Origin of the sequence: Geobacillus sp. GHH01 (assembly GCF_000336445.1) — a bacterium.
In the GTDB taxonomy this organism is placed as follows: domain Bacteria; phylum Bacillota; class Bacilli; order Bacillales; family Anoxybacillaceae; genus Geobacillus; species Geobacillus zalihae.
The window spans coordinates 3,471,390-3,494,469 of sequence record NC_020210.1 but is presented as its reverse complement, the minus strand read 5'-3'; the positions used below and the strand labels follow the sequence as shown (position 1 = coordinate 3,494,469).

Here is a 23,080-nt window from a genome sequence, read left to right as displayed (position 1 = left end):
AAACGATATGTTGTGTTTTGTTTAAGGAAAAACAACCTTTTGGGTCAGCCCCTTTTTTTGCCCACTGGAGCGGAAATCTGCCATCGGGTTTGTCCCCTCTTGAATGGAGCGAAACAGTTCATTATACTATAAATTATGACTGTTTGTTCGCAAAGGTGTGTTCATCGATATGAAGGAAACAAACGGCATCCCGGCGCGCCTCCGCCAAGTGGCTGTCATTCGCGACGGTCCGCGCCAAGAGACGGTTGTGCTTGAGGCGGATGGCACGTATTACATAAAAGGGGAAACCGTTTATTTGCAGTTTGCCGAAGAAAACGAACTCGGGCGGGTGAACAACATTGTGAAAATCGCGCCTGACGAGGTGACCGTCCTTCGTTCCGGAGCGGTCGAGATGCGGCAAACGTTCCGCCGCCGCCAAGAAACATCGGGCCATTATGGGACAGCGTTCGGACGATGGGCGCTGGCGGCCAAAACGAGCTCCATGGAGTTTCACTATGATGAGCAGCGGAAAAAGGGGCGGCTTTTTCTTTCCTATGAACTGATGCTAGGCGATGAGCGAAGCGGGCGCCATACGTTGACGTTGACATTTAAGGGGGTATAAGCGGTGAACATTGTCGGACAAATCAAGGAAAAGATGAAAGAAGAAATCCGCCAGGCGGCGGTAAGAGCAGGGCTGGCTTCGGCCGACGAGCTGCCGGATGTGCTGCTTGAGGTGCCGCGCGACAAGGCGCATGGCGACTACTCGACGAACATCGCCATGCAGCTCGCCCGCATCGCGAAAAAACCGCCGCGGGCGATCGCCGAAGCCATCGTCGGGCAGCTTGACCGCGAACGCATGTCGGTCGCCCGCATCGAGATCGCCGGGCCAGGGTTTATTAACTTTTACATGGACAACCGCTATTTGACGGCGGTCGTGCCGGCGATTTTGCAGGCGGGACAAGCGTATGGCGAATCGAACGTCGGCAACGGGGAAAAAGTGCAAGTCGAGTTCGTCTCGGCCAATCCAACCGGAGACCTGCATTTAGGTCATGCCCGCGGCGCGGCGGTCGGCGATTCGCTTTGCAACATTTTGGCGAAAGCCGGGTTTGACGTGACGCGTGAATACTATATTAATGACGCCGGCAAGCAAATTTACAATTTAGCGAAATCGGTCGAAGCCCGTTATTTTCAGGCGCTCGGTGTCGATATGCCGTTGCCGGAGGACGGCTATTACGGCGACGATATCGTCGAAATCGGCAAAAAGCTTGCCGAAGAGTACGGCGACCGGTTTGTCGAAATGGAGGAAGAAGAAAGGCTTGCCTTTTTCCGCGACTATGGGCTCCGCTATGAGCTTGAAAAAATCAAAAAAGACTTGGCCGACTTCCGTGTGCCGTTTGACGTCTGGTATTCGGAAACATCGCTCTATGAAAGCGGAAAAATCGACGAAGCGCTTTCCACTTTGCGCGAGCGCGGCTATATTTACGAGCAGGACGGGGCGACATGGTTCCGTTCGACGGCGTTTGGGGACGACAAAGACCGCGTCTTAATTAAGCAGGACGGCACATATACGTACTTGCTTCCGGACATCGCCTACCATCAAGACAAGCTGCGGCGCGGGTTCAAAAAGCTCATCAACATTTGGGGGGCGGACCACCACGGCTACATTCCGCGCATGAAGGCGGCGATCGCTGCGCTCGGTTATGATCCGGAGGCGCTTGAAGTGGAAATCATTCAAATGGTGAACCTATACCAAAACGGTGAGCGCGTCAAAATGAGCAAGCGCACCGGCAAGGCGGTGACGATGCGCGAGCTCATGGAAGAAGTCGGCGTCGATGCCGTCCGCTATTTCTTTGCGATGCGCTCGGGCGATACGCATTTGGATTTTGACATGGACTTGGCCGTGTCGCAGTCGAATGAAAACCCGGTTTACTACGTCCAATACGCGCACGCCCGCGTTTCGAGCATTCTTCGCCAAGCGGAGGAACAACACATTTCCTATGACGGCGACTTAGCGCTTCACCATCTTGTGGAAACGGAAAAGGAAATCGAGCTGCTCAAAGTGCTCGGCGATTTCCCCGATGTCGTCGCCGAGGCGGCGCTCAAGCGGATGCCGCATCGCGTCACCGCCTATGCATTCGATTTGGCTTCCGCGCTCCATAGCTTTTATAACGCGGAAAAAGTGCTTGATCTGGACAACATCGAAAAAACAAAAGCCCGCCTCGCGCTTGTCAAGGCGGTGCAAATTACGCTGCAAAATGCGTTAGCGCTCATTGGCGTTTCAGCGCCGGAACAAATGTAAACGAACGAGGGGGAGCGACTGCTCCCTCTTTTGTTTGGGCATTCTAAAGAAAAACAGTGGTGGAGGATCAACAAATGAAAGAAGTTGTACTATCGCTCATCACCGGCATCGTTGTCGGCTTTTTGTTCACCTTGCTTCGGTTGCCGATTCCCGCTCCCCCGGCGTTGGCCGGCATCGCCGGCATCGTCGGGGTGTATCTCGGCATGCGGTTGTTTCAATGGTTCACGGTGTTTTGGAAGTAAGCACTTGCATGATCAAACGGGGAACAAAACCCGGTTGGCGCAATTTTGGCAGCATCAAGCCGCCGGAAGCGCCGGCCGGGTTTTTTTGCTTCTTCTGTTGCTTGGGAGGGAAATGGAACTTCAGACCGGTCAAAGCCAGGCGGAGATGAGCTGGGAAATCGACTGTTTGCCGCGGTCAAGAAGCGAACGTTTTTGCCAAAAGTCGACCGTCAGCGGCTCGGCGCGCAACAAATCGCGCTCGATCGCCCGTTTGACGAGGCGGGTAAACGCGCGGTCAAACACATAGCAGTTGATTTCGCTGTTTAAAAACAAGCTGCGCCGATCGAAATTTGCTGTGCCGACGTCGCACCACTCCTCATCGATGACGAGCGTTTTTGCATGGTAAAATCCTTGGTAAAAGCGGTAAATGCGCGCGCCGGCTTTCAAGAGTCGATAAAAGTACGGATAGGCAGCCTCTTTGACAAATAAATGGTCCGCCTTCAGCGGCACAAGGACGGTCACACGCACCCCGCGCCGAAGCGCTTGCATCAGCTCGTTAAACAGCGGCCGGCTTGGGATGAAGTATGGGCTGCCGATCATAATTTCTTTTTTCGCCTGGCGGATGACCTCGATAAACTGTTCTTCAAGGGCAGCGCCGTTGGTGGCGACGAGCTGATGGCGAATGGCGCCGGCCGGAAGCGGCGGGAAGTAGCGATGTTTGTCAGGCACCGTCCGCCCCGTTGCTTCTTCCCAGTCGTGCAAAAACTGTTCTTGCAAGTCGTGAACCCCTTCGCCGTTCACTTTTAAGTGGTAATCGCGCCATTCGCCGAAGTTGGCGTCTTTTCCGTTGTATTCACGGCCGATGTTAAAACCGCCGATGTAGCCGACCCGCCCGTCGATGACCGTAATTTTCCGATGGTTGCGGCGGTTGAGGCGGTAAATGAAAAACGGAAAGCGCGGCTTTCGGGCATAGGCGAACTCCACCCCGCTTTCCTCGAGCGAACGGATGAGCGCTTTCGGCAGTCCAAAGCTGCCGATCCAATCGGTCAACACTCGCACTTTCACGCCGGCAGCTGCTTTTTCCTTTAAAATCTGGAAAAATGGCGCGCTCGTTTCGTCATTTTTTATAATGTAAAACAAGACGTGAATATGATCGCGGGCGCGGCCTAGTTCAGCGAAGTAATCAGAAAATAAATGCCTGCCGTTGATATAGAGGGAAATATCGCTTCTCCGCTCCGGGTAGACGACTTTTTTGCGCCCATTGCGGAAGATGAACTGTCCAAGCTTGTCATCAAGATAAACAAGCAGCAATACGATGGCAATGACGGAAATGACGACCATATCTTCTCCTCCTATGTCGATTCGGTATTTATTAATGTGCCCGAGAACGCGCAAAACGTTTCAAATTGCATCTACCGTGAACATACCCAAACTCCAAATGAATAAAATTTCCATATTGATGAATTTTTTTCGTCATGGGAGTCTATAGAGGGCTGAACAAATCGATGATTCCCCCGCGATCGCTCCGTTGCAAAGGGAAAGTTTTCGCGGCTGGGATGAAAAAAGGCTATTGACTGAATGCTCATTCATTTGTACAATAGACATAAAGCGAATTCTGAAAATTTCTTTTGTTATGGCAACACATTCGCTCGAAAAACGGGGGAAGGGGAGAGAAGATGAATGCCTTGTTGGTGGTGAACTGGCTCGCGTTTTTGCTTGTAACCGCTTACGCAATTTACTTGTTTGCATATGTCGTAAAAACGCGGGCGATGTACATCAAACTCGGCAAAAAATTCGAGTTTGACCACAAAGTAAAAGAGCGGCTGCGAAACATCTGGGTCAACGTGTTCGGCCAGAAAAAGCTGCTCAAGGACAAAAAAAGCGGACTGATCCACGTCGTCTTTTTCTATGGCTTTATTCTCGTCCAATTTGGCGCGATTGATTTCATCATCAAAGGGCTTGCGCCGGGGGCGCATTTGCCGCTTGGGCCGCTGTATGCGGGATTTACGTTTTTCCAAGAAATCGTTACCTTGCTTATTTTGATCGCGGTGCTCGCCGCCTTTTACCGCCGTTACATTGAAAAGCTCGTCCGTTTAAAGCGCGACTTGAAAGCTGGGCTTGTCCTCATCTTCATCGCCGGGCTCATGCTGTCGGTGTTGTTCGGCAACGGGATGAGCATCATTTGGCACGGCGAAGAAGCGACATGGAGCGAGCCGGTCGCCTCGCTTATTGCTGCCGCGTTTTCCTGGGTCGGCGAAACGGGGGCTGCGGTGCTCTTCTTTATCGCCTGGTGGGTGCATCTGTTGATTTTGCTCACGTTCCTCGTGTACGTGCCGCAATCAAAGCACGCCCATTTGATCGCTGCGCCGATCAACGTCTTTTTCAGCCGGCTGACGCGGCCGAAGCTTGCCCCGATCCATTTTGAAGACGAAAGCCAAGAATCGTTTGGCGTCGGCAAAATTGAGGATTTCACGCAAAAGCAATTGATCGACTTGTATGCCTGTGTCGAATGCGGCCGCTGCACAAGCATGTGTCCGGCGACCGGCACGGGGAAAATGTTGTCGCCAATGGATTTGATTTTAAAATTGCGCGACCATTTGACGGAGAAAGGGGCGGTCGTCACGTCACGCACGCCGTGGGTGCCCGCGTTCGCTTTCAAACATACAAGGGGCAATCAGCTCGCGTTCGCCGCGGCGTCGGAGCAGGCGGCGACGATCGAAATGCCAAGCTTAATCGGCGATGTCATCACCGAAGAAGAGATTTGGGCCTGTACGACGTGCCGCAACTGTGAGGACCAATGCCCGGTCATGAATGAGCATGTCGATAAAATCATCGACTTGCGCCGCTATCTTGTCCTGACGGAAGGACGGATGAACCCGGACGCGCAGCGGGCGATGACGAACATCGAACGCCAAGGCAATCCGTGGGGCTTGAACCGAAAAGAGCGGGAGAACTGGCGCGAGCTGCGCGATGATGTGCATGTGCCGACCGTCAAAGAGGCAGCGAAAGCGGGAGAGGAAATCGAGTACTTGTTCTGGGTTGGCTCGATGGGGTCGTATGACAGCCGGAGCCAAAAAATCGCCCTTGCGTTTGCCAAACTGCTGAACGAAGCGGGCGTCAAGTTTGCGATTTTAGGGAACAAAGAGAAAAACTCAGGCGATACGCCGCGCCGGTTAGGAAATGAGTTTTTGTTCCAAGAATTAGCGACGAACAACATCGCGGAATTTGAAAAAGCGGGCGTCAAGAAAATCGTGACGATCGACCCGCACGCTTACAATACGTTCAAAAATGAATACCCGGATTTCGGGTTCGAGGCCGAAGTGTATCATCATACCGAGCTGCTCGCCAAGCTCATCGAAGAAGGGCGGCTCGTGCCGAAACATCCAGTGAATGAGCGCATTACGTTCCATGACTCGTGCTATTTAGGGCGCTACAATGACGTCTATGACGCGCCAAGGAAAATTTTGCGCGCTATCCCGGGCGTCGAGCTTGTCGAAATGGAGCGCAACCGCGAACGCGCCATGTGTTGCGGCGCCGGCGGCGGCCTCATGTGGATGGAGGAGACGACCGGCAACCGGATCAACGTCGCCCGCACTGAGCAAGCGCTCGCTGTCAATCCGACGGTCATCAGCTCCGGCTGTCCGTACTGTCTGACCATGTTGTCAGACGGCACGAAGGCCAAGGAAGTGGAAGACCGCGTCTTTACGTACGATGTCGCCGAGATTTTGGCAAAATCAGTATTTGGTGAAGAAAAAGAAGAAGCGGCGTCGTAAAAATAGTTGCGAAGACAATTTCTATTTTTTAAAATAATAAGTATAATGAAAGAGAAGGTGTATGATCGTACACCTTCTCTTTCGCACCACGACCGAGCGAGCGTTCAGTCTGTGTTTTGTAATCGCTTTCTTATCCGATGAAAAGGGGAGAGGAATATGGGAAAAACAGTGATTGTCAGCGGGGCGCGCACCCCGTTCGGAAAACTCGGCGGTTCTTTGCAAGCGCTGTCAGCGTCAGAACTCGGCGGCATTGCCGTGAAAGAAGCGCTTGCCCGCGCGGATGTGAGCGCGGAACAAGTCGATCATGTCATTTTAGGCACCGTCTTGCAAGGCGGACAAGGACAGCTCCCATCGCGGCAGGCGATGCGCCATGCCGGCATTCCGTGGCATGTTCGCACCGAGACGGTCAATAAAGTATGCGCATCGGGCATGCGCGCCGTGACGCTCGCGGATCAGCTCATCCGCTTAGGCGACGCCGATGTCGTTGTCGCGGGCGGGATGGAATCGATGAGCAACGCCCCGTACGTGCTGCCGAAAGCGCGCTGGGGGTTGCGAATGGGCGACAGCACGGTGAAGGATTTAATGGTGTATGATGGCTTGACATGCAGTTTTACCGGCGTCCATATGGGCGTTTATGGCGGGAATACAGCGCGTGAACTTGGCATTACACGCGAGGCGCAGGATGAGTGGGCGTACCGCAGCCATATGCGAGCCATTGCCGCCATCGAAGCCGGTCGGCTCGCGGAAGAGATCGTTCCGGTGACGATTCCGCAGCGCAAAGGAGAGCCGCTTGTCGTCGAACACGACGAGGCGCCGCGCAAAGACACGTCGCTTGAAGCGTTGGCGAAACTGCCGCCGGTGTTTGACCCGGAAGGAACGATCACTGCCGGCAACGCCCCGGGCGTCAACGACGGCGCCGCGGCGCTCGTCTTGATGAGCGAGGAGCGCGCCGCCCGCGAGGGGCTTGAGCCGCTCGCGACTGTTGTCGCCCACACCGCCATCGCCGTTGAGGCGAAAGATTTCCCAAAAACGCCGGGACTTGTCATCAACGAGCTGCTCCGCAAAACGGGAAAAACGGTCGACGACATTGCCTTGTTCGAAATAAACGAAGCGTTTGCCGCTGTTGCTCTTGCTGCGATCCAAATCGCCGGCCTTGACCCGGAAAAAGTGAACGTCAACGGCGGCGCTGTCGCCCTCGGCCACCCGATCGGCGCGAGCGGCGCACGCATCATCCTCACGCTCATTTATGAGCTGAAACGCCGCGGCGGCGGCCTCGGCATCGCCGCCATCTGCAGCGGCGGCGGCCAAGGCGACGCCATCTTGGTCGAGGTATAACGAGCGGGGCGCGGCGGGCAAGCGGCATGCCGCCGTCGCCTTCCAGTGTTGCGCCAAGGCATAGGATGCGGCGTGTGACCGTCTGCCCCAAGCGTTGCGTCATGAGGCATCGCGCCATATGGTGCGGCATGCCGTCGCTGTCTCTGCCGCAGCGTGCGGCACGTTGCTCATTGCCGCAACAGCCGCGGCATCAACGGTTGACAGCAGGGGTTGTTGTGATGACGATGCAAAGACCGTTTGCCGTTGGTTGCTGGCGGCAGTGAGACATATGAGTTTAGGCGCGGAGAAGGAAACGCAAAGCGGACGATAGGGGGAACAGAAGATGGATGTGAAAACAATCATGGTCGTCGGCGCCGGACAGATGGGGTCAGGAATCGCTCAAGTGTGCGCCGTCGCTGGCTATCAAGTGTTTTTGTACGACATTAGCGAAGCGCAGTTGGACAAAGGAATCGCCAACATCGAAAAAGGGCTCGCCCGCCAAGTGGAAAAAGGGAAAATGACAGCGGTGGACAAAGACGCAGCGCTCGCGCGGCTTGCCCGCTCGACCGACTTGCATGCCGCCGCTGAAGCGGATCTTGTCATTGAAGCGGTCGTCGAAAACATGGACGTGAAAACAAAGCTGTTCGCCGAGCTCGATGCGCTCGCCCGCCCGGAGACGATTTTAGCGTCGAACACGTCGTCGCTGCCGATTACGGAAATTGCCGCCGCGACGAAACGGCCAGAGAAAGTGATCGGCATGCACTTTATGAACCCGGTGCCGGTGATGAAGCTCGTCGAAATTATCCGCGGATTGGCGACGGCTGATGACGTGTATGAAACGATCGAAGCCGTTGCCCGCAAGCTCGGCAAAGTGCCGGTCGAAGTGAACGACTTTCCGGGCTTTATTTCGAACCGCGTTCTCATGCCGATGATCAACGAAGCGATTTACGCCTTGTACGAAGGGGTGGCGACCAAAGAAGCCATCGATGAAGTGATGAAGCTCGGCATGAACCATCCGATGGGTCCGCTGACGCTCGCTGATTTTATCGGGCTCGATACGTGCTTATACATTATGGAAACGCTTCATGAGGGGTTCGGCGATGACAAATACCGCCCATGCCCGCTCTTGCGCAAATATGTGAAAGCCGGATGGCTCGGCCGCAAGACGGGCCGCGGATTTTACACGTATGAATAAACCGCTTGGCGTCGCTCCAGGACAACGCCGAAGCGTGCCGCAATGTGCGTGGGGCGGCGCCCGCTATGCTGTCTGCCGACCGTAACGCCGCACGTTAGGTGCATGCGGGAACGCTGTTTTACAGCCTATAAGGCAAATCTATAGAATCGTTCAGTTGCCTGCTGGCTGCCCCATGGAGCGGAGGAGCGCCTGAAAACACCATTGTGTCAGCGACATCGGAAGGAGGCCATTTCATGGAATTTCGCTTCACCGAAGAGCAGGAAATGATGCGGCAAATGGTGCGCGAGTTCGCCGCGGCGGAGATCGCCCCATTTGTCGAGCGCATGGAACAAGGGGAGTTTCCGCGCCCGATTTTAGCGAAAATGGCCGAACTCGGCCTAATGGGCATCACTGTCCCGGAGCAATATGGCGGCGCGGGTATGGACTTTGTTTCGTACATCATCGCCATTCATGAAATTTCTAAAGTGAGCCCGACCGTCGGTGTCATCTTATCAGTGCACACGTCGGTCGGCACGAATCCGATCTTGTATTTCGGCACCGAAGAACAGAAACAAAAATACGTGACAAAGCTCGCCCGAGGTGAGTACTTGGGGGCGTTTTGCCTTACTGAACCGAGCGCCGGCTCGGATGCGAAAAGCTTGAAGACGAAAGCGGTGCGCCGTGGAGATCGTTATGTGCTAAACGGCTCAAAAATATTCATCACCAACGGCGGGGAGGCAGATACGTACATCGTCTTCGCCCGCACGAATCCGGAAGAAGCCGGAAGCCGCGGCATTTCCGCGTTCATTGTGGAAAAAGGGACGCCAGGGATGTCGATTGGCAAAGATGAGAAGAAGATGGGGCTGCACGGGTCGCGGACGGTGACCATTACGTTTGAAGACGCCGAAGTGCCGGCGGAAAACTTGCTCGGTCAGGAAGGGGAAGGATTTAAAATCGCGATGGCCAACCTTGACGTCGGTCGGATCGGCATCGCCGCCCAAGCGCTCGGCATCGCGGAGGCGGCAGTCGAACATGCCGTCGCCTACGCGAAAGAGCGGGTGCAGTTTGGCAAACCGATCATCGAGCAGCAAGGCGTCTCTTTCAAGCTTGCCGATATGGCGACGGCGGCGGAAGCGGCGAAATGGCTCGTCTATCGCGCCGCTTGGCTGCGCGCGCAAGGGCTGCCGTGCGGAAAAGAGGCGTCGATGGCGAAGCTCTTCGCTTCACAAACAGCGATGGACAATGCCATCGAGGCGGTGCAAATTTTCGGCGGCAACGGCTACACGAAAGACTACCCGGTCGAGCGGCTGTTCCGTGACGCGAAAATTACGCAAATTTACGAAGGAACGAGCGAAATTCAGCGCATCGTCATCAGCAAACATTTGTAACCAGGCATGTTGATGAACCAATCCAAACCAGATGAGAAGGCTCTGTTCCTAGCTTTTCTGCCGTAGTCGGCAAGCCGTTCGCTTGCCGACTGGGCATGCGACAGCATGCCCTCCTCGAACAATGAACGTTTTGCGGGCAAATGGCATTTGCCCGTCGGCGTTCTTGTTCGAGGGAAGAGGCAGAAAAGCTTGTGTTCAGTCAGCTCATGATTGGCAACCGAATGAAATGGTGGAATGAGCCGCAAACCGTCGGGTCTTCGGAAGGCTGAACAACGCCGCTTTCAGGGATGGAGGCATAAACACGGGGCTCTGTCATTTGCTGCGTTTTGTTGTGCAGCCGGAGCGATCCTATTCTCTTTTCCCAACAACGATTCGTTGTCTGTCTTTGGAAAACCCGGAATGGGCGGCGAACTGGATGGCAACGTCGCGGCACAACGATTCATTGTCTGTTTTTGGAAAACGGTGATCACGCTGGCACGGGGGACGAGGATTTCGGATATATAGGAAAACGGGGGAATGAAACGATGAACTTTCGATTGAGCGAAGAACATGAAATGCTGCGAAAAATGGTGCGCGAATTTGCCGAAAATGAGGTAGCGCCGACTGCCGCTGAGCGCGACGAAGAAGAGCGGTTTGACCGCGGCATTTTCAACAAAATGGCTGAACTCGGTTTAACAGGCATTCCGTGGCCGGAAGAATACGGCGGCATTGGCAGCGATTATTTGGCCTATGTCATTACCGTTGAGGAGCTGTCGCGCGTCTGCGCCTCGACCGGGGTGACGCTTTCCGCGCATATATCGCTCGCCAGCTGGCCGATTTACAAGTTCGGCAACGAAGAACAAAAGCAAAAGTATTTGCGCGCCTTAGCGACTGGGGAAAAACTGGGGGCATACGCTCTGTCCGAGCCGGGGGCGGGGTCGGATGTCGCCTCGATGAAAACGCGTGCGGTAAAAGACGGGGACCACTACATTTTAAACGGCTCGAAAGTATGGATCACCAACGGCGGCGAAGCGGAAATTTACGTCGTATTTGCCGTCACCGATCCGGAAAAGCGGCATAAAGGGATCAGCGCCTTTATCGTGGAAAAAGGAACGCCGGGCTTTTCGTTCGGCAAAAAGGAAAAGAAACTCGGCATTCGTTCGTCGCCGACGACGGAGCTCATTTTTGAAGACTGCCGCATTCCGAAAGAAAACTTGCTCGGTCAAGAAGGAGAAGGGTTTAAAATCGCCATGATGACGCTCGATGGCGGCCGCAACGGCATCGCCGCCCAAGCGGTCGGCATTGCCCAGGGCGCGCTGGATGCGGCGGTGGACTATGCGAAACAGCGCGTCCAGTTCGGCAAACCGATCATCGAGCAGCAAGGGGTCGCTTTCAAGCTCGCTGACATGGCGACTGCCATTGAAGCGGCGCGGCTCTTGACCTATCAAGCGGCATGGTTGGAGTCGAATGGCTTGCCGTACGGCAAAGCATCCGCCATGGCGAAACTGTTTGCCGGCGACACGGCGATGAAAGTGACGGTCGAGGCGGTGCAAATTTTCGGCGGCAACGGCTACACGAAGGACTACCCGGTCGAGCGGTTTATGCGCGACGCGAAGATTACGCAAATTTACGAAGGAACGCAAGAAATCCAACGCCTTGTCATTTCGCGCATGTTGACACGCAATTAAACATTGCGTGTCCACTCATTCGTGTTGACACGCAATTAAACATTGCGTGTCCACTCATTCGTGTTGACACGCAATTAAACATTGCGCGTCCACTCATTCGTGTTGGCGCGCGATTGAAACATTGTGCGTCATTTCAATGGTTTTGGATCTGAACGGCGGCTTGGCGCTTTGGGAAAGGGCGCACGGATAGGCATGGGGCGGGGCGGCGCCCCGCCGTCAAATGGGAATGGGGGAGAGACAACGAACATGAAAAAACGGGAAGTGATTGCATCGGTCAAAGACGAAAAGCTCGTGAAAAAACGGCGCAATGAGATGATCAAAGGCGCGATTTCCTTGTTTAAACAAAAAGGTTTCCACCAAACGACGACAAGGGAGATCGCCAAAGCGTCCGGCTTCAGCATCGGCACGTTGTACGAGTACATCCGCAAGAAAGAAGACGTCCTCTATCTCGTGTGCGACCGCATTTACGACGAAGTGCGGGAGCGGACGGAACAAGACCTCGGTGCCCACCATGGCACGATCGAAGGGTTAAGGCGCGCCATTGCCCACTATTTCCGCGTTGTTGATGAACTCGATGATGAAGTGCTCGTCATGTATCAAGAAGTGAAAGCGCTAAGCAAAGAATCGCTGCCGTATGTGTTGAATAAAGAACTCGATATGGCGGCGATTTTCGAACATATTTTGCGCGCATGCGTTGAGAGCGGGGCGTTGCAGCTTTCTGAAAGCGAAATCCGCCTGTTCGCCCACAACATCGTCGTTCTTGGGCAAATGTGGGCGTTCCGCCGTTGGGTGCTGCGGAAAATGTATACACTCGATGAATATATCGAACTGCAAACCGAGTTTTTATTAAAGGGGATTATGGAGAAACAGCGAGTCTAAAAGGGGGAGAAGAAACGATGGCGCACATTTACCGTCCGAAGCATCACGTCCGCTTTGTGACTGCATCGAGCTTGTTTGACGGCCATGACGCCTCAATCAACATTATGCGCCGCATTTTGCAGGCGAGCGGCGCCGAGGTCATCCATTTAGGCCATAACCGATCGGTGGAGGAAATCGTCAATGCCGCCATTCAGGAAGATGTGCAAGGCATTGCCGTCTCCTCGTATCAAGGCGGGCATATGGAATTTTTTAAATATATGTACGACCTGCTCCAAGAGCGGGGGGCGTCCCATATCCGCATTTACGGCGGCGGGGGCGGCGTCATCATCCCGCGGGAAATCAAAGAGCTGCACGAATATGGCATCGCCCGCATTTTCTCGCCGGAAGACGGCCGACGCCTCGGTTTGCAAGGGATGATCAACGTCATGCTTGAAGAGTGCGATTTTCCGACCGTGACGGTGGTGACCGATGAACTGGAGCGGCTTCCGTCCGGCGATGTGCAGGCGATCGCCCGGCTCATCACGCTGTGCGAATATCGCGCCGAGGGGGAAAACAAAGAGGCGGCCGCGGCGGCGGAAGCCGCCATTGAACAAGTGAAGGCGCTCGAGAAGCGCGTGCCGGTGCTCGGCATCACCGGCACAGGCGGAGCTGGGAAAAGCTCGCTCACCGATGAGCTCGTCCGCCGCTTTTTAAACGAAATTCCTGATATCAAAATCGCGATCTTGTCAGTCGACCCGACGAAGCAAAAAACGGGCGGGGCGCTGTTGGGCGACCGCATCCGGATGAACTCGATCAACTCGCCGCGCGTTTACATGAGAAGCTTGGCGACGCGCCATTCCCGCACGGAACTGTCGCCGGCGATTCGCGACGCCATTTCGGTTGTCAAAGCGGCCGGATTTGATCTTGTCATCATTGAAACGAGCGGGATCGGCCAAGGCGACGCCGCCATTACCGAAGTGTGCGACGTGTCGATGTACGTCATGACAAGCGAGTTCGGCGCGCCGACGCAGCTTGAGAAAATCGACATGATCGATTATGCCGATTTGATTGTCATTAATAAATTCGAGCGCAAAGGGTCAGAAGACGCAAAACGGCAAGTGCAAAAACAATATCAGCGCAGCCACCAGCTGTTTGACCGCGATGTTTCGGAAATGCCGGTGTACGGCACGATCGCCAGCCAGTTTAACGACCCAGGCACGAATACGCTCTTTGTCGCGCTTGTGGATACGATCAATAAAAAAGCAGGAACGAATTGGAAAACAAGCTTAAAAACGGTCGCCAATGTCGAAAAGCATAATGTCATCATCCCGAACGAGCGCCGCTACTATTTGCGTGAAATCGCGGAAACGGTCCGCTCGTACCACCGCCGCGCCGAGCAGCAAGTCGAGGTGGCCCGACGCCTCTTCCAAATCGAAGGGGCCATCGAAGCGGCGAAGGAACGGGGCGAAGCGGAAGACGTGATCCGCGCGCTCGAGACGCTCAAAGCGGATTATGAGGCGAAATTGACGCCGGAATCGAAGCGCATTTTGGCGACATGGGAAGAAACGAAAGCGAAATATGCGGCAAAACAATTTGTCACGAAAGTGCGCGATAAAGAAATCGTTACCGAACTGACGACGAAAACGTTGTCCGGTTTGGACATTCCGAAAGTCGTCTTGCCGAAATTCAAAGACTACGGAGAGATTTTGCGCTGGGTGTATAAAGAAAATGTCCCTGGCTCGTTCCCGTATACGGCCGGCGTCTTTCCGTTCAAGCGCCAAGGCGAAGACCCGAAACGGCAGTTTGCCGGCGAAGGGACGCCGGAGCGCACGAACCGCCGCTTCCATTACTTGTGCAAAGAAGACAAGGCGAAGCGGCTCAGCACCGCGTTCGACTCCGTGACGCTCTATGGCGAAGACCCGGACTACCGGCCGGACATTTTCGGCAAAGTCGGGGAAAGCGGTGTCAGCGTCTGTACACTTGATGATATGAAAAAGCTGTACAAAGGGTTTGACTTGTGCGACCCGCTCACATCCGTGTCGATGACGATCAACGGTCCGGCTCCGATTTTGCTGGCGATGTTTATGAATACGGCGATTGACCAGCAAGTCGAGAAAAAGGAAGCCGAGCTTGGCCGCCCGCTCACGCCGGAAGAGTACGAACAAGTGAAGGAATGGACGCTGCAAACGGTGCGCGGCACGGTTCAAGCCGATATTTTGAAGGAAGACCAAGGGCAAAACACGTGCATTTTCTCGACCGATTTCGCCTTAAAAATGATGGGCGACATTCAAGAGTATTTCATCAAGCACCGCGTCCGCAACTACTACTCGGTGTCGATCTCCGGCTACCATATCGCCGAGGCGGGGGCGAACCCGATCACGCAGCTGGCGTTTACGCTTGCGAACGGCTTTACGTATGTCGAGTATTACTTGAGCCGCGGCATGCACATTGACGATTTTGCGCCGAACTTGTCGTTTTTCTTCAGCAACGGCCTCGATCCGGAGTATTCGGTCATCGGCCGCGTCGCCCGCCGCATTTGGGCGATCGTCATGCGCGAAAAATACGGCGCCAACGAACGGAGCCAGAAACTGAAATACCATATCCAAACGTCCGGCCGTTCATTGCACGCGCAGGAGATCGATTTCAACGACATCCGCACGACGCTGCAGGCGCTTCTGGCGATTTATGACAACTGCAACTCGCTGCATACGAATGCCTATGACGAAGCGATCACGACACCGACCGAAGAGTCGGTCCGTCGGGCGATGGCGATCCAACTCATTATCACGAAAGAGTTTGGCCTGACCAAAAACGAAAACCCGCTCCAAGGGTCGTTCATCATTGAAGAGCTGACCGATTTGGTTGAAGAAGCGGTGTTGCAAGAGTTTGAACGGCTCAACGACCGCGGCGGCGTGCTCGGGGCGATGGAGATGCAATACCAGCGCGGCAAAATTCAAGACGAATCACTTTACTATGAAACGAAAAAACATACCGGCGAACTGCCGATCATCGGCGTCAACACGTTCTTGAACCCGAATCCGCCGTCAGAGGACGAACTGAACAACATCCAGCTCGCCCGGGCGACGTATGAAGAAAAAGAGACGCAAATCCGCAACTTGCGCGAATTCCAAGAGCGGAACAAAGACAAAGCCGGCCCGGCGCTCGAACGGCTGAAGCAAGTGGCGACAAGCGGCGGCAACATTTTCGAAGAATTGATGGAAACGGTGAAAGTCGCCAGCCTTGGACAAATCACCCGCGCCTTGTACGAAGTCGGCGGACAATACCGGCGGAATATGTAATTCGAGGGAGTTTCGTTGTTTTCTGCTTTCGATGGGCGCCCTTGATCACAATGGACAACGGCCCGTTGAACTTTAGCAGATCGGTAGAATGATGGGCAGCGGCTGTTGGCGTACTGGCCCGCCGGAGGCGAAACGAACGGAACGCGGATTGGGCCAAAAGAGCAAGACGAATGGGCTTCGTAAGGAAAAAGTGGAGCGGTGTGAACAAAGGTGATTGTGACAACGGATATGTCGGAATCGGAAGGAGGGCCGCCCTCGCCGCAGGGCTGCCCTCCTTTGCTTTTTTCGGCAAATGGGTAGCATAAACCCCGACAATTTGTTTATAATGAATGGTATGTATTCCACTTGCATTCATTTGTTTCATTAATATAGAAGGGGAGTGCTGAACTTGAGCCTGCAGCAGCAATACTCGCCGGAGGAATTGCAGGAGATGTCGTTCGTCGAGCTGGCGAACCTCATTTTGCTTGACAAGCGGGAGGCGCTGCCGTTTGATCAACTCGTTCGTGAAGCAGCAGCGCTGGCCGGCATATCGGAAGAAGAGATGGAGGCGCGGCTGGCCCAATATTACACCGATTTAAACATCGACGGCCGGTTTATTTGCGTTGGGGAAAACGTCTGGGGATTGCGCGCATGGTATCCGTTTGACCAGACAGAAGACGAAACGGTGACGATCGTCAAGCCGAAGAAGAAGAAAAAAGCGCTTGACGATGAATACGATGAATACGATGAGTTGCTTGAAGATGAAGATCTCGATTACGACGATTTGGATGAATATGATGGGGAAGAGCTCGAGCTTGATGAAGACGAGCTCTTGGAAGATGAAGAATTCGATCTGGACGAAGACGTCGCGTTTGACGATGACATTCTCGGCGATGAAGAGTTTGAGCTGGACGATGCGCCGCTTGATGAAGAGCTTGATCTCGAAGAGCCGGACGAAGACGAATAACCGCTTGACTTTGCCAGGGGAACCCGGTACAATGTGTGTTGGGCTCTTGAAAACGAACAAATCGATCGCTCCCTTACGTACGGTAAGCGGAGCGTTTTTTATTTGCGCCTTTCGCAAACACTGAAACTGTTACCGCAATTTCGGCAAGGGGGAAGACAAAATGACGAAATACATTTTTGTGACGGGCGGCGTTGTTTCCTCACTCGGGAAAGGGATTACGGCGGCTTCGCTTGGACGTTTGTTGAAAAACCGCGGGTTGAACGTGACGATCCAAAAGTTTGACCCGTACATTAACGTCGACCCAGGGACGATGAGCCCGTATCAGCACGGCGAGGTGTTCGTCACGGACGACGGTGCAGAGACGGATTTGGATTTAGGGCATTATGAACGGTTCATCGATATTAATTTAAACAAATACAGCAACGTGACGACAGGAAAAATTTATTCCGCCGTCATCCGCAAAGAGCGCCGCGGCGATTACCTAGGCGGCACGGTGCAAGTCATTCCGCACATTACCAACGAAATTAAAGAGCGCGTCTTCCGGGCCGGAAGAGAGACGAACGCCGATGTCGTCATTACGGAGATCGGCGGCACGGTCGGCGATATTGAATCGCTTCCGTTTTTAGAAGCGATCCGCCAAATCAAAAGCGATGTTGGACGCGAAAACGTCATGTACATCCACTGCACGCTCGTACCGTACATCAAGGCGGCTGGGGAAATGAAAACGAAGCCGACGCAGCACAGCGTGAAAGAATTGCGCAGCCTCGGCATTCAGCCAAACGTCATCGTCGTGCGCACGGAAATGCCGATGCCGCAGGAAATGAAAGAGAAAATCGCCCTCTTTTGCGACATCGATCCGAAAGCGGTCATCGAGGCGCGCGATGCCGACACGCTGTATGCGGTCCCGCTTATGCTTCAAGAACAAAAACTGGACCAAATCGTGTGCGAACATTTGCGCCTCAACTGCCGCGAAGCGGATATGACCGAATGGAAGGCGCTCGTCGAGAAAGTGCGCAACTTATCGAAAACGACGAAAATCGCTTTGGTTGGCAAATACGTCGAGCTTCCGGACGCCTATATTTCTGTTGTTGAGGCGCTCCGTCATGCGGGGTATGCGTTTGACACCGACATTGATATTCAGTGGATCAATGCTGAGCATGTGACGCGTGACAATGTAGCCGACCTGTTGAAAGATGCGGACGGCATTTTGGTTCCGGGCGGGTTCGGCGACCGCGGGGTCGAAGGGAAGATTGAGGCGATCCGCTACGCCCGCGAGCAGCGCGTGCCGTTTTTGGGCATTTGCTTAGGAATGCAGCTCGCCTCGATTGAATTTGCTCGCCATGTTGTCGGGTTGTCCGGCGCCCATTCGTCCGAGTTTGACCCGAACACGCCGCATCCGATCATCGACTTGCTTCCGGAGCAGAAGGATGTCGAAGATTTAGGCGGCACGCTCCGCCTCGGCTTGTATCCGTGCAAGCTGCAGGAAGGGACGCTTGCCTACGCCGCCTACGGCGATGAAGTCATTTACGAGCGCCATCGCCATCGGTACGAATTCAACAACCAATACCGGCCGATCATGGAAGAGCACGGCTTCGTCTTTTCCGGCACGAGTCCGGACGGACGGTTGGTTGAAGTGATCGAACTCAAGGATCATCCGTGGTTCGTCGCCGCGCAATTCCATCCGGAATTCACCTCGCGCCCGACGCGGCCGCAGCCGCTGTTCCGCGAGTTTGTCAGAGCGTCGCTGAAAGAGTGACGAAAAAGGGGCTGTCCCAAAAAAGCCGTAGAACGGCCTTTTGGGTTCAGCCCCCTTTCTTTTTTGGATATTTTTCATCTTGTCAAGCACGATGCCCATTGATCAGGCGCTGTTTTTTGGGCGGTTTCTATACCTCTTTGCCTTTGGCCGGTCGGAGAGCGCTCGCTTTCATGGCGGCTGTTATTCATATTCCGCCAAAATTTCATCGAGCAAAACGCGCAGTCCGTAGTAGATGAATGAAGCGGTGATGATCGTCGGCATGCCGATGCGGCGGCCGTCTTCGGTCGGCACGAGCGGGCGGGAAAGTTTGCTGTCGATAAAGACGGTGGCCATATCGGCCAGTCCGGGTTCATCCTTGACGAGCGCCGCGACGGCCACTGCATCAACGCCGTGCGCCTGCAGCTGTTCGACGAGGCGAATGGCCTCAGGATCGGCGGAAAAGCGGGCAAATAGAAGCGCTCGGTCCGTTTCCTGCCAGTCATCGGTTGCTGTCGGCTCAAGCCGTTTGGCTTTCGGCAGCGGATCGGGGCCAAGAAGCGCGGCGGTGACGACCGCATCGAGTTCACCTATGCCATACAGCCAAATGCGTCCATCACCGATGGCGGCCTGAGCGAGCAGACGCGCCCCGTCTTCGAGCGCCAGCTCTTCATCCGCGGCGATTTTTTGCAACAATCCGATCGTTTGCGTCGTTAAAATTTTCACGGTTCGGCCTCCCTTCGCCGCTATTATACAAAATCGGCAAACAACAAGAAAAGCAAGCAGGAAAAGGGTTTGCCAAATGCGAAACATTAATAGGGAGAAAACAGGGAATAGAGGTGCATAACTGTGGGAAACAAAATTTTGATTGTCGACGACCAGTATGGCATCCGCATTTTGCTCAACGAAGTGTTTCAGCGGGAGGGGTATGTAACGTATCAGGCCGCCAACGGCATGCAGGCGCTCGAAATCGCCCGCAAACATCACCCCGATCTTGTGCTTCTTGATATGAAAATTCCTGGCATGGACGGCATTGAAATTTTAAAACGGTTGAAAGAGATTGATCCGGATATTAAGGTGATCATCATGACCGCCTACGGGGAGCTCGATATGATTCAAGAAACGAAAGAGCTCGGGGCGCTGATGCATTTTGCCAAGCCGTTTGATATTGACGATTTGCGCGTTGCCGTCAAAAAATACATTACCGCCTAGACAGCGCCATCGACGAGCGGCTTTCCTTTGGCAAAGAAAGCGCATCGATGGACATTGATGACGCTGTCGTCTTTAGGAGAATAAAGGGTGGAAATGTTGCCGTTTTGCCGGCAAGTTGGTATGCTTATAACGTAGATGGATTTTGCGCCTGTGGACCCAGTCACCGCCAGGGCGACAAAGACGACGATCAGCTAAGGAGGATGGAACCATGCCGTTAGTATCGATGAAAGAGATGCTCAACGAGGCGCTGCGCGGCAAATACGCGGTCGGTCAATTTAACATTAACAACTTGGAATGGACACAAGCCATTTTAGCGGCGGCCGAAGAGGAAAAATCGCCGGTCATTCTCGGCGTCTCCGAAGGGGCGGCCCGCTATATGAGCGGATTCAAAACGGTCGTCAATATGGTCAAAGGGTTAATGGAAGACATGAACATCACCGTTCCGGTCGCCATCCATCTCGACCATGGATCGAGCTTTGAAAAATGCAAAGCGGCGATTGACGCCGGGTTCACCTCGGTTATGATTGACGCCTCCCACCATCCATTTGAAGAAAACGTCCGCATCACCTCGCAAGTCGTTGAATATGCTCATGCGCGCGGCGTTTCGGTCGAAGCGGAGCTCGGCATCGTCGGCGGGCAGGAAGACGACGTCGTCGGAGAAGGGATCATTTACGCCGACCCGAAAGAGTGCGAAGAGCTTGTCAAACGGACAGGCGTCGACTGTCTCGCCCCGGCGCTCGGTTCTGTGCACGGCCCGTACAAAGGAGAGCCGAAGCTCGGATTTGCCGAAATGGAGCAAATCCGCGATTTAACCGGCGTTCCGCTTGTGCTCCACGGCGGCACCGGCATTCCGACCGAACAAATTCAACGCGCGATCTCCCTTGGCACATCGAAAATCAACGTCAATACCGAAAACCAAATGGCGTTTACCAAAGTCGTCCGCGAACTGCTCGCGAAAGACCCGAACGTCTATGATCCGCGCAAAATCATCGGCCCGGGCCGCGACGCCATCAAAGCGACGGTCATCGGCAAAATGCGCGAGTTTGGCTCGTCCGGAAAAGCGGCGCGATGAATCGGCTTCGCGGGCGGCGTTTGGCCGCCGCGCGGCTGCCTTTGCATGTGCAACGAATAACAAGGAGGGTTCAGCATGAAATTTTTTATCGACACTGCCAACTTGGAAGAAATCAAACACGCCCATGAACTCGGCATTTTGGCCGGCGTCACGACCAACCCAAGCCTCGTGGCGAAGGAGAACGTATCGTTCCATGATCGGTTGCGCGAAATTACATCGATCGTTTCTGGTTCGGTGAGCGCTGAAGTCATTTCGACCGACGCCGCTGGCATGATCGCGGAAGGCGAAGAGCTGGCGAAAATCGCCCCGAACATTACGATCAAAGTGCCGATGACGCCGGAAGGCTTAAAAGCAGTCAAGGCGTTCAGCGAAAAAGGGATTCAAACGAATGTGACGCTTGTGTTCACCGCCAACCAGGCGCTCTTGGCCGCACGCGCCGGCGCGACGTACGTCTCTCCGTTCCTCGGCCGCCTCGATGACATCGGCCATAACGGTTTAGAGCTCATTTCCACCATCGCTGAGATTTTCAACATTCATGGCATTGAAACGGAAATCATCGCCGCTTCGATCCGCCATCCGCACCATGTGACAGAAGCGGCGTTGCGCGGGGCGCATATTGCCACGGTTCCGTACAAGGTGCTTATGCAATTGTTCAACCATCCGCTGACCGATCAAGGAATTGAGAAGTTTCTCGCCGACTGGAATCGGCAAAAATGAAAGTAAGCCGTTTGCCTCTTGGGTGAAGCGGGCTCGCTCTGCCGCGTTCAGGCCGGACGTGATGAGCCCGCCCGGCTTTGCTTTTTCGTCCCAGGGGTGAAGCCAACTTCCGAGCAAAGAAGGGAGACGACGATGGATAAAATGAAAATTATCGGCGGAGATCGGCTGCGGGGAACGATCAAAGTGAGCGGTGCGAAAAACAGCGCGGTCGCTTTGATTCCTGCAGCGATTTTGGCCGATTCGCCGGTGACGATCGAGGGGTTGCCGGACATTTCCGACGTGCACATTTTAGGAAGCTTGATCGAAGAAATCGGCGGCTCGTTTTCGTTTGACGGCAAAGAGGCGGTCATCGACCCAACGAATATGGTGTCCATGCCGCTTCCAAATGGGAAGGTGAAAAAGCTGCGCGCCTCCTACTATTTGATGGGGGCGATGCTTGGCCGCTTCAAAAGAGCGGTTGTCGGCTTGCCGGGCGGATGTCATCTCGGTCCGCGCCCGATTGACCAGCATATCAAAGGGTTTGAGGCGCTGGGAGCCACCGTAACGAACGAGCAGGGCGCCATTTACTTGCGCGCGGAGGAACTGCGCGGAGCCCGCATTTTTTTGGACGTCGTCAGCGTCGGCGCGACGATCAACATCATGCTGGCGGCGGTGCGCGCCAAAGGGCGGACGATTATCGAAAATGCGGCGAAAGAGCCGGAAATCATCGATGTAGCGACATTGCTTTCGAATATGGGCGCGAAAATCAAAGGAGCCGGCACCGATGTGATCCGCATTGACGGCGTCGAAAAATTATCGGGCTGCCGCCATGCCATCATCCCGGATCGGATCGAAGCCGGGACGTACATGATCGCCGCCGCGGCCACCAATGGCGAAGTCGTCGTCGACAACGTCATCCCGCAGCACGTTGAATCGCTGACGGCCAAATTGCGCGAAATGGGGGTGCGCGTGGAGACGGGGGAAGATCAAATTCTCGTCTGCGGCACCGACGTTTTGAAAGCGGTTGACGTCAAGACGCTCGTCTATCCGGGCTTCCCAACTGATCTGCAGCAGCCGTTTACCGCGCTGCTGACAAAAGCCAACGGCACAAGCGTCGTCACCGACACGATTTACAGCGCCCGCTTCAAGCATGTCGATGAATTGCGGCGCATGAACGCCAATGTAAAAGTCGAAGGCCGCTCAGCCATCGTCACCGGCCCCGTCAAACTGCAAGGGGCGAAAGTGAAGGCGAGCGATTTGCGCGCCGGGGCGGCGCTTGTCATTGCCGGGCTGATGGCTGAAGGAGTGACGGAGATCACCGGCGTCGAGCATATCGACCGCGGCTACAGCAACCTCGTCGAAAAACTGTCTGACATCGGCGCCACCATTTGGCGCGAAAAAATGACCGATGAAGAAATCGAGCAAGTGAAAAACGCGTAACGTCCAGTCG

At 54.6% G+C, this 23,080-nt stretch carries 19 protein-coding genes; 17 read left to right on the top strand and 2 right to left on the bottom strand.

Annotated elements, in window-relative coordinates; translation table 11 throughout:
- Positions 1 to 169 precede the first annotated feature (169 nt).
- The 3 genes from GHH_RS17265 (at position 170) to GHH_RS17255 (ending at position 2,520) form a co-directional block, all read left to right on the top strand.
- The gene (locus GHH_RS17265) at positions 170 to 601 is read left to right on the top strand and encodes a DUF1934 domain-containing protein (RefSeq protein WP_011232869.1); all 432 of its coding nucleotides are present in this window, start codon (positions 170 to 172) and stop codon (positions 599 to 601) included.
- A gap of 3 nt (positions 602 to 604) precedes the next feature.
- The gene (argS, locus tag GHH_RS17260; protein ID WP_011232868.1) at positions 605 to 2,278 is read left to right on the top strand and encodes an arginine--tRNA ligase; all 1,674 of its coding nucleotides are present in this window, start codon (positions 605 to 607) and stop codon (positions 2,276 to 2,278) included.
- Positions 2,279 to 2,352: 74 nt separating this feature from the next.
- The gene (locus tag GHH_RS17255) at positions 2,353 to 2,520 is read left to right on the top strand and encodes a XapX domain-containing protein (protein WP_013146634.1); all 168 of its coding nucleotides are present in this window, start codon (positions 2,353 to 2,355) and stop codon (positions 2,518 to 2,520) included.
- Between the two features lie 129 nt (positions 2,521 to 2,649).
- Here the strand turns inward: GHH_RS17255 and cls are convergent, their stop codons facing one another.
- Complete coding sequence (gene cls / locus GHH_RS17250; protein ID WP_015376075.1) at positions 2,650 to 3,840, bottom strand: cardiolipin synthase; 1,191 nt, start codon at positions 3,838 to 3,840, stop codon at positions 2,650 to 2,652.
- A 335-nt stretch (positions 3,841 to 4,175) separates the two neighbouring features.
- Between cls and GHH_RS17245 the strand changes: the two genes are divergently transcribed.
- From GHH_RS17245 to GHH_RS17200, 10 genes are all read left to right on the top strand, one after another.
- Complete coding sequence (locus tag GHH_RS17245; protein ID WP_014196973.1) at positions 4,176 to 6,272, top strand: (Fe-S)-binding protein; 2,097 nt, start codon at positions 4,176 to 4,178, stop codon at positions 6,270 to 6,272.
- Positions 6,273 to 6,428: 156 nt separating this feature from the next.
- Positions 6,429 to 7,607 carry an acetyl-CoA C-acetyltransferase gene (locus GHH_RS17240; RefSeq protein ID WP_015376074.1) on the top strand — a complete coding sequence of 393 codons (1,179 nt, stop codon included), beginning with the start codon at positions 6,429 to 6,431 and terminating at the stop codon, positions 7,605 to 7,607.
- Positions 7,608 to 7,725: 118 nt separating this feature from the next.
- Positions 7,726 to 7,917 (top strand): hypothetical protein, encoded by a 192-nt coding sequence (locus GHH_RS18645; protein WP_081601545.1) that lies wholly within the window; start codon positions 7,726 to 7,728, stop codon positions 7,915 to 7,917.
- A gap of 12 nt (positions 7,918 to 7,929) precedes the next feature.
- Positions 7,930 to 8,781, top strand: coding sequence for a 3-hydroxybutyryl-CoA dehydrogenase (locus GHH_RS17235; RefSeq protein WP_011232862.1), 852 nt, complete (start codon positions 7,930 to 7,932; stop codon positions 8,779 to 8,781).
- A 233-nt stretch (positions 8,782 to 9,014) separates the two neighbouring features.
- Entirely contained in the window at positions 9,015 to 10,148 is a 1,134-nt protein-coding gene (locus tag GHH_RS17230; protein WP_015376073.1) for an acyl-CoA dehydrogenase, read from the top strand.
- 524 nt (positions 10,149 to 10,672) lie between these two features.
- Entirely contained in the window at positions 10,673 to 11,815 is a 1,143-nt protein-coding gene (locus GHH_RS17220; RefSeq protein WP_015376072.1) for an acyl-CoA dehydrogenase, read from the top strand.
- A 246-nt stretch (positions 11,816 to 12,061) separates the two neighbouring features.
- Positions 12,062 to 12,694, top strand: a complete 633-nt coding sequence (locus tag GHH_RS17215; protein WP_011232859.1) for a TetR/AcrR family transcriptional regulator — start codon at positions 12,062 to 12,064, stop codon at positions 12,692 to 12,694.
- A 17-nt stretch (positions 12,695 to 12,711) separates the two neighbouring features.
- Complete coding sequence (gene icmF, locus GHH_RS17210; protein WP_011232858.1) at positions 12,712 to 15,972, top strand: fused isobutyryl-CoA mutase/GTPase IcmF; 3,261 nt, start codon at positions 12,712 to 12,714, stop codon at positions 15,970 to 15,972.
- Positions 15,973 to 16,360: 388 nt separating this feature from the next.
- Entirely contained in the window at positions 16,361 to 16,918 is a 558-nt protein-coding gene (rpoE, locus tag GHH_RS17205; protein ID WP_011232857.1) for a DNA-directed RNA polymerase subunit delta, read from the top strand.
- Positions 16,919 to 17,078: 160 nt separating this feature from the next.
- The gene (locus GHH_RS17200; RefSeq protein WP_011232856.1) at positions 17,079 to 18,674 is read left to right on the top strand and encodes a CTP synthase; all 1,596 of its coding nucleotides are present in this window, start codon (positions 17,079 to 17,081) and stop codon (positions 18,672 to 18,674) included.
- Positions 18,675 to 18,854: 180 nt separating this feature from the next.
- On the opposite strand, the gene GHH_RS17195 is transcribed toward GHH_RS17200, so the two are convergent.
- Positions 18,855 to 19,376 carry a DUF2529 domain-containing protein gene (locus tag GHH_RS17195; RefSeq protein ID WP_011232855.1) on the bottom strand — a complete coding sequence of 174 codons (522 nt, stop codon included), beginning with the start codon at positions 19,374 to 19,376 and terminating at the stop codon, positions 18,855 to 18,857.
- 123 nt (positions 19,377 to 19,499) lie between these two features.
- Here GHH_RS17195 and GHH_RS17190 point away from each other — a divergent pair, with 123 nt between their 5' ends.
- The 4 genes from GHH_RS17190 to GHH_RS17175 all read left to right on the top strand — a co-directional run bounded on the left by GHH_RS17190 (position 19,500) and on the right by GHH_RS17175 (position 23,070).
- A complete protein-coding gene (locus tag GHH_RS17190; RefSeq protein WP_013146624.1) occupies positions 19,500 to 19,862 on the top strand; it encodes a response regulator in 363 nt (120 codons plus the stop codon).
- Positions 19,863 to 20,070: 208 nt separating this feature from the next.
- Positions 20,071 to 20,934 (top strand): class II fructose-bisphosphate aldolase, encoded by an 864-nt coding sequence (locus GHH_RS17185; RefSeq protein WP_011232853.1) that lies wholly within the window; start codon positions 20,071 to 20,073, stop codon positions 20,932 to 20,934.
- 75 nt (positions 20,935 to 21,009) lie between these two features.
- Positions 21,010 to 21,651, top strand: coding sequence for a fructose-6-phosphate aldolase (fsa, locus tag GHH_RS17180; protein WP_011232852.1), 642 nt, complete (start codon positions 21,010 to 21,012; stop codon positions 21,649 to 21,651).
- 132 nt (positions 21,652 to 21,783) lie between these two features.
- The gene (locus GHH_RS17175) at positions 21,784 to 23,070 is read left to right on the top strand and encodes a UDP-N-acetylglucosamine 1-carboxyvinyltransferase (protein ID WP_011232851.1); all 1,287 of its coding nucleotides are present in this window, start codon (positions 21,784 to 21,786) and stop codon (positions 23,068 to 23,070) included.
- Positions 23,071 to 23,080 lie beyond the last annotated feature (10 nt).